The 12,291-nt window shown below is 41.9% G+C and carries 12 protein-coding genes and 1 tRNA gene; 1 reads left to right on the forward strand and 12 read right to left on the reverse strand.

Features of this window, described 5'->3' with window-relative positions:
* Positions 1–6 precede the first annotated feature (6 nt).
* The 3 genes from oppC to SORDD05_RS06470 form a co-directional block, all read right to left on the reverse strand.
* On the reverse strand, positions 7–933 hold the full coding sequence (gene oppC / locus SORDD05_RS06460) for an oligopeptide ABC transporter permease OppC (protein ID WP_000103935.1): 927 nt from the start codon (positions 931–933) through the stop codon (positions 7–9).
* Entirely contained in the window at positions 933–2,429 is a 1,497-nt protein-coding gene (locus SORDD05_RS06465; protein ID WP_061418141.1) for an ABC transporter permease, read from the reverse strand. Before SORDD05_RS06465 ends, oppC begins: the two co-directional genes overlap by 1 nt.
* 66 nt (positions 2,430–2,495) lie before the next feature.
* Entirely contained in the window at positions 2,496–4,475 is a 1,980-nt protein-coding gene (locus SORDD05_RS06470; protein ID WP_061418144.1) for a peptide ABC transporter substrate-binding protein, read from the reverse strand.
* A 307-nt stretch (positions 4,476–4,782) separates the two neighbouring features.
* On the opposite strand from SORDD05_RS06470, the gene SORDD05_RS06475 reads away from it, so the two are divergent.
* A tRNA-Cys gene (locus SORDD05_RS06475) sits at positions 4,783–4,853 on the forward strand.
* Positions 4,854–4,991: 138 nt separating this feature from the next.
* Here SORDD05_RS06475 and SORDD05_RS06480 read toward each other — a convergent pair.
* From SORDD05_RS06480 to asnA, 9 genes are all read right to left on the reverse strand, one after another.
* Positions 4,992–6,323, reverse strand: coding sequence for a hemolysin family protein (locus tag SORDD05_RS06480; RefSeq protein WP_061418147.1), 1,332 nt, complete (start codon positions 6,321–6,323; stop codon positions 4,992–4,994).
* Positions 6,324–6,462: 139 nt separating this feature from the next.
* Complete coding sequence (locus SORDD05_RS06485) at positions 6,463–7,287, reverse strand: DNA/RNA non-specific endonuclease (protein ID WP_061418150.1); 825 nt, start codon at positions 7,285–7,287, stop codon at positions 6,463–6,465.
* Between the two features lie 40 nt (positions 7,288–7,327).
* Positions 7,328–7,519, reverse strand: coding sequence for a DNA-directed RNA polymerase subunit beta (locus SORDD05_RS06490; RefSeq protein WP_000791880.1), 192 nt, complete (start codon positions 7,517–7,519; stop codon positions 7,328–7,330).
* Positions 7,509–8,789 (reverse strand): UDP-N-acetylglucosamine 1-carboxyvinyltransferase, encoded by a 1,281-nt coding sequence (gene murA / locus SORDD05_RS06495; protein WP_061418153.1) that lies wholly within the window; start codon positions 8,787–8,789, stop codon positions 7,509–7,511. Before murA ends, SORDD05_RS06490 begins: the two co-directional genes overlap by 11 nt.
* A 22-nt stretch (positions 8,790–8,811) precedes the next feature.
* The gene (locus tag SORDD05_RS09885) at positions 8,812–9,042 is read right to left on the reverse strand and encodes a DUF1146 family protein (RefSeq protein ID WP_081102469.1); all 231 of its coding nucleotides are present in this window, start codon (positions 9,040–9,042) and stop codon (positions 8,812–8,814) included.
* Positions 9,043–9,097: 55 nt separating this feature from the next.
* Positions 9,098–10,135 (reverse strand): SepM family pheromone-processing serine protease, encoded by a 1,038-nt coding sequence (locus SORDD05_RS06500; protein ID WP_061418156.1) that lies wholly within the window; start codon positions 10,133–10,135, stop codon positions 9,098–9,100.
* Positions 10,119–10,607, reverse strand: coding sequence for a pantetheine-phosphate adenylyltransferase (gene coaD / locus SORDD05_RS06505; protein WP_061418157.1), 489 nt, complete (start codon positions 10,605–10,607; stop codon positions 10,119–10,121). Before coaD ends, SORDD05_RS06500 begins: the two co-directional genes overlap by 17 nt.
* Positions 10,597–11,136 carry a 16S rRNA (guanine(966)-N(2))-methyltransferase RsmD gene (rsmD, locus tag SORDD05_RS06510; protein ID WP_061418160.1) on the reverse strand — a complete coding sequence of 180 codons (540 nt, stop codon included), beginning with the start codon at positions 11,134–11,136 and terminating at the stop codon, positions 10,597–10,599. Before rsmD ends, coaD begins: the two co-directional genes overlap by 11 nt.
* Before the next feature lie 64 nt (positions 11,137–11,200).
* Complete coding sequence (gene asnA, locus SORDD05_RS06515) at positions 11,201–12,193, reverse strand: aspartate--ammonia ligase (protein WP_061418164.1); 993 nt, start codon at positions 12,191–12,193, stop codon at positions 11,201–11,203.
* Positions 12,194–12,291: the final 98 nt, after the last annotated feature.

Here is a 12,291-nt window from a genome sequence, read left to right on the forward strand (position 1 = left end):
CTACTCCTATCTATGTGTACGTGGATCACTAGCATCCGCTAGGTTTTGACCAACAACGAAGAGAGAAAGAGACACCAAGATCAAGGTTGTCAACGGAATCCAGAACAAGTAAGCGTTGGTCGTAACGTTTTGTGAGTAATCTGAGATCAAACGTCCCAAACTTGGCACTGTTACAGGCAATCCCAATCCAAAGAAGGAAAGGAAGGCTTCATAAGAGATAAAGCTTGGCAACATCAAGGTCATCGTAGAAACAATAACAGATACCAATTGCGGCATGATGTTTTTAACGATAATCTTAAAGGTTGGTGTTCCAAGTGTTTGAGAAGCAAGGTTGTATTCCAAATCACGGTAACGCATGATTTGGATACGAATCATATAAGCAATCCCAATCCAAGTTGTCACACTCATGGCAAAAATCAGATTCCAGAAACCAGCACCGATTGAGTAAGTCAAGACGATGACAATCAAGAGAGATGGAATGTTTGAAATAATGTTATAAACTTCCATCATAACACGGTCAACAGATTTTGAAATTCCCCAGATTCCACCGACAATAACCCCAATTACAAGGTTGATAAAAGTTGCAATTACAGAGATGAGGATAGAGTTACGCGCACCAAACCAAACCCCATCAAACAAGGATTTACCATTGCTATCTGTACCAAACCAATGTTCAGCGTTAGGCTTGATAAAGCGAGCACTGAAGTCATTTACCTTACTTACATCGTTGAAATCAAAATCTGAGAACATTGGATAAATAAAGCTCATCAAGATAATGGCAACCAAAATCCCCAACATAATGACTGTTGATTTTTTCTTTAGAAATTGTCTAAATACAGAACCCCAGTATGAATAGGCAGGGGCGTCAATTGTTTCAGAGGCAAAATCGTCACGTTTTACGAACTGAAATTTTTCTTTTCCGATTGTTGACATTATTTGCCTCCTTTCTCTGTCAATTTAATACGTGGATCAAGCATCGTCATCCAGATATCTCCTACAAAGAGTGAGAAGATAGAAATACATGTGAAGATGAAGACGAGACCAACTACCATTGAGTTGTTGGATGCCTTAACAGAGTCGATCAACATTTTACCCATACCTGGGAAGGCGAAGACTGTTTCTGTCAATGTTGCACCACCAATAACTCCAATTACGGCACCAGGAATACCCGAAACCAAAGGAACCATGGCATTTTTAAAGATGTGTTTATTTGAAATTTCTTTTTCAGACAAACCTTTTGCACGAGCAAATCGAACGAAATCTTGAGATTGCAAGTCGATCATGTAACGACGAATCCAGATAGCTGTACTTGGCGCTCCCAACAAACCTAGAATGACTGCAGGCAAGACATAGGAACGCCAATCTCCAGCCCCCAAGATAGGGAATGAGTCTGGCAGACCAATAGATGATCCAATCAAGCGCACGATGTAAACCAAAGCGATCGTTGGAAGGGCAAGCAAGAAGGTTAGAGCACCTGTAGAGAAACTATCAATCCAAGTATTCTTGTGGCGAGCCATAGCAGATCCAAGAGGAATTGCGATAGCATAAGAAATAATCAAACCGATCAAACCAGCAACAGCCGAGCTTGCAATCATTGATGGATATTGATAATTGCTTTCTGTAGCTGTATATGGATCGTCTTTACCATAGTTAGCTACCTCACGCGCATCTGCTTGACTTGGTGACTTGTAGGTACGAGAGTAAATATCTACAGAGGAAGTCTTTTTACCCGTAGGGAATTGAACTTCTGATGTCTTGGTTTGTCCCTGACCCTGTGTGATAACTTGAAGCACTGGTGTGTTTGCATAAGTTGGGTAAGAGTCTCCCAAGTTAATGTTCACAAAGTTTTGGTGTACAAATGGGAATTGATTATTGAAATACAAAAGATATTTATGCTTTGTACCCGAACCAACTAATGACCAACCGATAGCAGGGTCATTTTCAAAACGAAGATAACGTTCCAAGTTTGGATTTTCAGGGTCTTGAATCTTGTTTGTATGATCAATGTCGAGCAAGTTCGAGTAGAATTTGAAAACACGTTCAAAAATCGGAATTTCACGCGTAGCATAGAATTGACCACTTTCTGAGAATACACCGAGTGTCCAACCATTCCCTAGTTGGTTGATGTATTTTTCGTAGATTGCCTTATTAGTATCATTGGCATCAACTGTTACAGATGAGTCCATTGTGCTCGCTTTTTCTTGCAACTCCTTGGTATCGTAGTACTCGATATAGCCCATCCGCTCATAAACGGTATTTTCATAATTGTCCCGTTTATCTGGCGTCGTTGCAATCTTGTTATAGTTGGTATCCTGCTTAAAAATCAGTTTCCGAGGAACCATCGTATAGATAATCGTGTAGGTCAAGGTTGTCACCAAGAAAATAGACAACAATGAACGCAATACACGCATAAAAATATATTTCTTCATATCGTTTCCTTTTAAAATCCCAAAAGAACCTTCTCCTCATGGAGAGAAAGTTCTCTTGAGAGTTATTTATTTAACGTGATTAGCCAATTCTTTTTGAACTTTTTCGTTTGATTCTTTTTTCTCTTTGAGCCATTTCTCACGAGCTTGTTCATAGTCAGCTTTGGTTACAACCTTGTCTTGTAACTGAATATACTTGAAGTATACATCTGAGCCTTTATCTCCAGATTGGCTATAAGATGCTGAGAATGGTACTACACGAGAAATGAATGGCGCTGCACCACTACCTGACATAGCAGGAAGGAAGAGAGAGCTGTCTGTCAACCAAGCTTGAGCTGCCGCGTATTTTTCATAACGAACATTCAAATCACTGGTTTCTTTAGCAGCTTCATCAACTAACTTATCGTATTCTTTCAAACCAACCTGTGCAACTGCTGCATTTGCTGGATTGTCATAACCCATATAAGTTTTTGTTTGCTCGCCATTAGTTGTCTTCAAGATATCAAGGTAAGTTGACGGATCTTCAAAGTCTGGGTTCCATCCAACTGCCCCTGAGAGATCCCAATCTTCTGCCGCAGCGTTTGCAGCATAATAGGTGATATTGTGCAACTCATCTTTCGAAGTTTGTTGGATATCAATGACTACGTTTTCTGTCCCTAGTACCTTCTCTACTGTTTGTTTGAAGGATTGGATACGAGCAACAAAGCCCTTATCTGTTTGATCTACTGGAATATCCAAGTGAATAGGGAATTTCACACCTTCTGCTTCTAAAGCAGTTTTAGCTTTGGCAAATTCGGCTTTGGCTTTATCGGCATTGAAGAGACCATCTTGACCATCAGCAAAGTTTACGTTCTTCCATTCATCACCGTAAGCAGCCATCTTTTCAGTCACCAAGTCACCGAAAGTTTTTTCACCTGCAGAGACAAACCCTGGTTTCACAAAGAGGTTACGAACGGCAAGGGGAGCTCCTTCTTTACCATTAATTTGTGCTGAATAAGAAGTACGGTCAAAGGCAAAGTTCAAGGCCTGACGGAAATCCTTGTTAAGAAGGGCTTTCTTAGTTGAAGTCTTCTCTTCATCTGTTGTTTTAGAAGTATATTTATAGCTTTGGCGATCAATATTGACACCTAGACCAAAAATACCAGGTCCTGATGGTGTGTAGTAAATATTGTCCTTATAGCTTTCTGCTACCTTAGAGTAGTTTGAACTTGTAGGGAAGAGACGGGCATAGCTATAAGCTCCGCTTGTAAAGTTGCGTTCAAGCGACTCTTGGTCTGATCCATCATAGAAAGCAAGGGTTACTTTATCAAGATGAACATTGTCTTTGTCCCAGTATTGTTCATTTTTAGCGAACTCGATAGAAGACTTGGCAGTCAAACCTTTCAGCAAGAATGGTCCATTGTAAAGCAATGATGTCGGGTCAGTCGCTTTAGCAAAGTCGGCTCCTTTTGATTTTTCAAATTCTTCGTTCAATGGCCAGAAGATTGAATAAGCCATCTTAGAGTTCCAGTATGGCTCTGGTTGATTCAAGGAATACTCAAGAGTATAATCATCAACTGCTTTCACACCAACTGAAGAAAAGTCTTTTGTATTACCTGCCAAATAATCAGACAAACCTTTAACAGAATTTTCTGCTAGGTAAATTGCTTGTGACTTGTTATCAGCTGCATGTTTCAAACCATTTACGAAGTCTTTCGCTGTTACTTCAGCATACTCTTCGCCATCTGATGTCATCCATTTGACACCTTTACGAATCTTGTAGGTATAAGTCAAACCGTCTTTTGAAACTGACCAGTCTTCTGCAACTGCAGGAGTCAAATTCCCATATTTATCATTTGTAAAAAGGCCATCGATACCATTTGAAGTGGCAATTTTGGTACTTTGTTTTCCTGAGATCAAGTAATCCAATGTTTCTGGGTCAGCTGAATAAACATAACCATAATTTTTTGGCGCTGTTGAGTCAGATGATTTTGAAGAACCACAAGCAGCTAGAACGCCAGTTGCTAATAGGGCTATTCCTGCCGCAACAAATACTCTACTTTTTTTCATGTATGTATTCCCTCTTTAAAAAAATTTTAGTCTTGTTTTCGATTATATCACATATTATCTAAAAAGTAAACGAATTTTCAGAATATTTAGGCGTATACCCTCAAAAAACTTTCATTTGTCAAATTTCTCTATTCTTTGTTTGCTATCTATAGAATCAAAAGGGAAGTTAAGGCTCTATAAAGCCTGATTTTCAGATTTTCTCTCCCCATTTTTCCATCCAATCAGAAAGGGCAATCTTCTAAATTGGATTTTCGATTAAGAAACTATTGACGTAGAATCATTTTCAAGGTATAATATTAAACGTTGAGGCGGTATAGCCAAGTGGTAAGGCACGGCTCTGCAAAAGCTTGATCGTCGGTTCAAATCCGTCTACCGCCTTTCAGTACCTGAAATAACAGGAATTAACCGAGCGAAAAGCCCGTAAATCGGGCTTTTTTGTTTTTTTTCTTCGGACAAATAAGGACAACTTTGAAAATCTTTTGGGGCGAATAAAAAACAGTGACGAAAATCACTGTTTTACTCGGTTTCTTCTTCGGGTTCTAGTTCTGTGATTTGAACTTTTACCTTAGTAACGCGCCCATTTTTCACCTTATCATTGGTTAGGATAATCTGCTTGTTTTGGCTGACCAATTCATAACTAATTTTCTCAGTTGTTGGAATCGTACCAACACCCGTCAAATAATAACCGGCGATAGTATCCACATCATCGCTTTCTAGTTCAACGCCAAAGTAGTCGTTGAAGTCGTTAAGATTCATGGTTCCTTGTGCAATATAGGTATCCTCACCGATTTGATGGACTTCGATTTCTGCTCTGTCCGTTTCATCATCAATTTCGCCGACAATCTCTTCTAGGAGATCCTCCAGAGTTACCAAACCAGCCATACCGCCGTATTCGTCTAGTAAGATAGCCATTTGATTTTGGGTATTTCGAAGCTCTTTAAGGAGGTCATCCACAAAGATAGTCTCAGGCACAAATAGTGGCGTTTGGAGGATTCGCTTCCAGACAATATTTTCAAAGCCATCTGCATAAGCAGCGTTTAGCAAACGCTTGGTATGAATCAAACCGATCACATTGTCCTTATCCCCATCATAAACAGGAATACGTGAGAAATTTTGCTTCAAAATACTTTCGATAATCGCCTTACTGTCATCCTGAATATCCACCATGAAGGCGTCGGTTCGGGGCACCATTAGCTCACGAGCCATCAGCTCATCTAGAGAAAAGATCCCCTGTAGCATTTCAATCTCATCTGCATCTAGTGTTTCTTCACTATTGGTGAGCATGTACTCTATTTCATCACGTGTCATCTTTTCATCAGCATCATCAAAGGTCATTGGCGTCACACGGCTCAATAAATTAGTTGAAGCAGATAGCAGCCAAACAAAGGGGCTGACAATTTTCCCCAAACCAATAATGACTGGTGCTGTTCGGATGGCCAAGGTATCTTTCAGATTTAGAGCGATTCTCTTGGGATAGAGTTCCCCAAAGACAATAGAAATATAGGTCAAAAACGCTAAAGATAGAAAACTTGCAATAGCGTAAGCCGTCTCTCCGCTTCCCATCCAAGATGCGATCACTTGTCCAAGGGTATCCGCCAATTTGGCCCCTGACAAGATGGTAATCAAGGTGATACCGACTTGAATGGTTGATAAAAAATGATTAGGGTTTTCAAGTACCTTTAGCAAACGGATATAGCGTTTATCACCTTCCTCTGCTTTTTGCTCTACTCGGGCACGATTTAGTGACACCATAGCCATTTCTGTAGCTGAGAAAAAGGCATTCAAAAAGGTCAATACAACTAAAAGTACAAATTGCAGTAACAAATCCTGACTGCTCGGGTCTTCCATGGTCTTTCTCCTAAAATAGTATCTTGTGTTCCATTATATCATAAATCGGCCTAGGAATCACATTATTTTCTAATTTGCACGATCGCTCCCTTATCTACGATAGACAACGGAGCGATTTTTGTTCTTTTATAGATTGTTTCTAGTTTGTCACCGTGACTTGACCTGTTCGGTAATCAAGCTGGATTCCCTTTTGAACATTGGGGATTAGGACATTGAATTCCAACTCGCCATCCGAAGACTTGGCTTCGATTTGTGAAGCGGATGGAACTAGATCCTCATTTGTCGCATAGTGGAGAGTTACCCGATAACGGACTCTCTTATTCTGGTCCAAGGCTTTTCTGACCAAACTCTCATAGTAGTTCTGACCAGTCGAATCCTCAGCTTGCGCTTGATTCGCCCAAGCTGTCTGGACTGCAATGTTCTTGGGATTGCTGGTAGAGGCATCAAAACCATCCAAACCACCTATCAAGGCATAGCCCAGCAGGTGTCCTCTATCAACTGCATGTGTATAGGTCCCCTTTAGATTCTTGACCTGATGCCACCCTGGTGGAGTCCAAGAGGTGGATCCATTTCCAGTCTCTTCCCGATTCTTATATTGCCGAGTCGCTTTAGATAAGATGGCATTAGCAACAGTTGGGACGGTCTCTTTCCCGACTGGTTTTATTTTATTATCCGCATAGGGTTTGCTAGAAACCTTGGCATCTAGATTGGTTTTATTGCCATTGACAATGAAGGCTCCTGCTCCATTCCACTCGAGCCCCCCTTTGATTTGGTTTTTGATTGACTCAGTTAAGACACTTTCAGCCAGCTCCTGACTGGGAGCTTCTGAAGCTTGTTTTTTCTGACTAACTTTGGTTTTAGGCGTGTTTGATGTCGACTGCATTTGCTTGATATAATAGCTTCCAGCAGCCAAGAGTAAGAATATAAGTAACCCTACTAGTGTCTGTCTTGTTTTTTTGTTCATTTTTCTCCTTATTTCTTTAGAAAAAGACTGGTCTCCCAGTCTAATTTCCTGTAAATTTGCTAATCAATTCTTGCCACTTTGCCGGAGACAAGATAGCCCACGGATCCTGTCCCTTTCCTAGAATTCCGTAGCCGATCATCAAGCCGATTCCTAAAGCAAGGAATCCCAGCAAGAGTACGATAAAAATTAACAATAAGCGACGGAGTACATAACGTATGTTTTTATTCTTCATCCTTAACCTCAATCCGCTGAATCTTTGCTCCTAGCTGAGCTAATTTCTCATGGAAACGGTAGTAACCTCTATCAAGGTGGACTAACTTACCAACAACTGTTTCTCCCTGCGCCACCAGACCTGTCAAAATCAAAGCAGCACTAGCGCGAAGGTCCGTTGATAGAACTTCTGCTCCCTGTAAAGCCTGTCCCCCAACAATACGGGCTGTATCACGGATAATCTCCGAATGCAAGCCCATACGGCGCATTTCCTCTAAGTGTTGGAAGCGATTCTCAAACACCGTTTCCACCATGGTGGATTCCCCTTTTGCGACTGTCATCAGCGCTGTAAATTGAGCCTGCATATCTGTCGGGAATCCTGGATGTGGCAAGGTTTTTACATGAACAGCCTTGAGATTTTCCAGTTGAGAACGGACACGAATACCTTCCGACTCCTCCGTCACCTCAACTCCTATTTCAAGAAGTTTGGCAATCAAGGGGCGATTATGCTCCCAGACTGCATCTCGAATGAGGACATCGCCACCTGTCATGGCTGCCGCCACCATAAAGGTTCCAGCTTCGATACGGTCCTGTACCACATTATGAGTTGTGCCATGGAGTTCCTCGACACCAGTCACTGTGATTGTTTCAGTACCAGCTCCCTTGACCTTAGCCCCCATTTCATTAAGAAGGATAGCAAGGTCAACAATTTCGGGCTCACGCGCAGCATTTTCAATCACTGTCACACCGTCAGCTAGAGTTGCTGCCATCATGAGGTTTTGTGTCGCGCCAACACTAGGGAAGTCCATATAGATATGAGCACCATGCAAGCGTTCTGCCTTGGCTTCGATGTAACCAGCTGCCTGGCTAATCTTAGCTCCCATAGCTTCTAGGCCCTTGAGATGGAGATCAATCGGACGACTCCCAATGGTGCAACCACCTGGCATGGATACCTTGGCATGGCCTACACGAGCAAGGATTGGTCCCAAGACAACGATGGATGCTCGCATCTTGCTGACATATTTGTAAGGAGCCTCCTCCGTGATGTCACCAGTCGCATCGACCTCGACAATATGAGCTTCCTCATCAAAGTCCACCTTGGCATTCAGACCACGAACTACTTGATTCATGGTGAAAACATCTGACAAGATCGGTACATTCTGCAAGACTGTCTTACCCTTGCTTGCTAGAATAGTCGCTGCCAACAAGGGCAAGACTGCATTCTTTGCCCCCTCAATCGTCACACTCCCGACCAGACGATTATCTCCGCCTTGAACCACAATTTTTTCCATAGTTTTTCCTTTACTTTTGATTTTATAACAGTCCTCTAAATGCTTCTTGCCACAGTTGGTACAAACTGATAAAGAATGAACTTAAGATGTAGCCCATTACAATACTAAAGAAGCCTACCAACAAACGAACTTTTTTTGTGTTTGTAGCAGTTACTTTTAACACCTTTTCCCATCTCACAAGATCCTTCAAAAGGTAAAAACTCAAATAAATAAAGAGTATATGACTACTTAGGGTGAATAATAATTGAACCATTTGACTATTATACCATCTTATCCGCTTGCGCGCTAGTTTTCGATTTTTCTACGGATTAGGGATTGTTTTTAAGGTAATCAATCGCATCCTGCAAGGTTTTAACGGGCACGATTTTCATCTCTGTCTTGATTGTTTTAGCAGCTTCTAGGGCTGTTTCATAGTTGCTTTTCGCATTGGGATCTGCTTTTTTCGCTTCCTCAGTGACTGGATTGTCAGGAGCAAAAAAGATGTTCGCTCCCTGACGAGAGGCTGCAACTACTTTTTTGTCAATTCCACCAATGTCGCCAACATTTCCATCGCGATCAATGGTTCCAGTACCTGCTACGATACGACCATTACGCAGACCTGGATCTGCTATCTGGGTATAAATAGCTAGACTAAACATGAGACCGGCACTTGGCCCACCGATACCAGCTGTGGAGAAGCGAATTGGAACATCACTGGTCACTTCCGTACGGTCAATCAAGCCAATACCAATCCCGTTTTTCCCGTTTTCGAGAGTGATAATTTTACCTTCAGCAGTCTTGACTCTTCCGTCTTCTTCGTAGGTTACCTTGACTGGATCTCCTAGTTTTTGAGAATTGACATAATCAATCAAGTCTTTGGAACTGTCAAACGTCTTATCATTAACAGCCGTCACTGTGTCTGCAATGTTCAGAATGCCTTTAAAAGTCGAATTGTCTGTCACGGTTAAGACGTAAACTCCCAGGTACTTGAGTTCTATATCCTTTCCAGCCGTCTTCAATCCTTGATACTTGGCCATATTTTGGGATGTTTGCATGTAGAACTGATTGATCCGCATAAACTCTGCATCAGTAGAGCCACCCGTTGTCTCCTGAGCGCTTCTAATATCCGTAAATGGAGTCAGCCAAGCATAGACAAGATGCGACAGGGTTGCATGCTGAATACCGACTGTTACAAACTGGTAAGCTCCTGCTTCTGTATCTTCTGTTTCATTGACTTTCAAAACTTGACGAATATCTTCCGCTCCACCTGGAACTTCTATGTAGTAAGGTAAAGGTACTACAAAAGCTAAAAAAGTCAATACTAGTGCTAGGATGACATATAAGGGCCATCTAGTTTTTTTCTTCATGTTCTAATTCCTCCACAACACTGTTTGGGACATATTGCTGAATCTCCTGACCAAACTTCAGGAGCTCTCTCACGGCTGAAGAGCTAATATAAAGATGCTCTGGGCGACTATATAGGTAAATGATTTCGATTTCTGGAGCCAGTTGATGATTGTAGTAATCAAAACTAGACTCGTATTGCAAGTCGGTGGCATTCCGCAAGCCACGGACAAGGGTCTTAGCACCCAATCTTCTTGCAACATCGACGACTAGTTGATCATGAGAAGCCAGCACCTCTACATTACCTAAATGCGCCACAGCTTTTTCGACTGCTCGTTTGCGATTTTCAACAGGAAGAAAGCCTTGTTTGTGGGGATTGTAGAACACCCCGACATAGAGCTTATCAAAGAGTTTGCTGGCACGTTCAATGATATCCAGATGTCCATTTGTCATCGGATCAAATGAACCCGTAAATAATCCAATTTTATCTGACATAGACTGTTACCTTACTAATCCCATATATTTTTTCCTTCCAGATGCCTAAGCAGGCAATTTCTTCTGGAAGTTCTACAGACTTATCGGTTTCGCAGACGACCATGACTTCTTGGGAGAATAGATTTCTCTCTGCCATTTTTTCGATATCTGCAACTATTTGTTCCTTGGCATAGGGAGGGTCTAAAAAGACCAGGTCAAAGGGACCATTCACTTGCTCCAAGGCCCGTTCAGCCTCCATCTTTAAGAGCTGAAATTTGGAAACTTCCTTGGTCATTTGGATATTTTCAGCGATGATAGCTTGTGCCTTTCGATCCCGTTCCACTAAGACAGCATGGGACATGCCACGCGATACTGCCTCAATAGATAAGCCACCACTACCTGCATAAAGATCCAAGACACGTCCACCCCCAAAATAGGGACCTATCATGTTAAAGATAGCTCCACGCACCTTATCCGATGTCGGCCTAGTCGTCTTTCCTTCTAGCGTCTTGAGGGGACGCCCTCTGTAGATTCCTGATACGATTTTCATACCGTTTATTATACCAAATTATAGGCAAAAAGAGAAAGAAAACCGAACCTTACGGTTCGATTCTCTATAAGATATTTTCGTAAGTATCGCGGACTTCTTGAGGCCAGACACTGGTCTGAACTTCTCCAATGTGTTTCTTACGAAGAAGGAACATGGCCATCCGAGACTGTCCGATACCCCCACCGATTGTCAATGGGAAAAGGCCGTTAAGCAGAGCCTTATGCCATTCCAACTCAAGACGATCTTCGTCTCCTGTAAGGGCAACTTGGCGACGAAGCGTGTCTTCATCCACCCGAATCCCCATTGAGGAAAGTTCAAAGGCACAACCAAGAGGTTCATTCCAAACCAGGATATCCCCATTCAGTCCCTTGTAGCCATTCTCAGACTCTGTTGTCCAGTCATCATAGTCAGGTGCACGACCGTCATGAGGTTTCCCGTCAGGCAACTCGCCACCAATACCAATCAAGAAGACTGCACCGAACTCTTTACAAATCTCATTTTCGCGCTCTTTTGGTGTTAGATCTGGGTAGCGTTCCACCAACTCTTCTGTATGAATGAAAGTGATTTGTTTTGGCAAGATAGATTCGATATCATAGCGGGCTTCTACTGCTAGCTCTGTCAGACGAATAGCCTTATAAATCTTTTCAACGGTTTCTTTGAGATAGGCGATATTACGTTGTCCATTTGGAATCACTTTTTCCCAGTCCCACTGGTCTACATAAACAGAGTGGGTCGCATCCAGTGAATCTTCATCTGGACGAAGGGCCTTCATGTGGACAAACAGACCTTCTCCTTCTCCAAAACCAAAGCGAGCCAAGGTGTGGCGTTTCCATTTGGCTAGTGAGTGAACGACTTCATAGGTTTCATCTGGAATCTGCAAGACCTTGACAGATACTGGATGTTCGACACCGGACAGGTTGTCCTGCATCCCATCGCCGACCTTACTCAAGATAGGACCTTGAACTTCAACAACTTCTAACTTATCTTTTAAATACTGGGTAAAGGTGTTTTTAACAAAAGAAATTTCTTCTTGCTGATGAATAAAGCTTTTCTTCATAACTACTCCTAAAAAATTAATTAAAAGCATTATACACCTATTTTCAAGAAAAGGAAAGAGTAAATAAGAAAAAGTCAGTGCTCTTTTGAACACTGACT

The sequence above is a fragment of the Streptococcus oralis genome (assembly GCF_001578705.1).
In the GTDB taxonomy this organism is placed as follows: domain Bacteria; phylum Bacillota; class Bacilli; order Lactobacillales; family Streptococcaceae; genus Streptococcus; species Streptococcus oralis_J.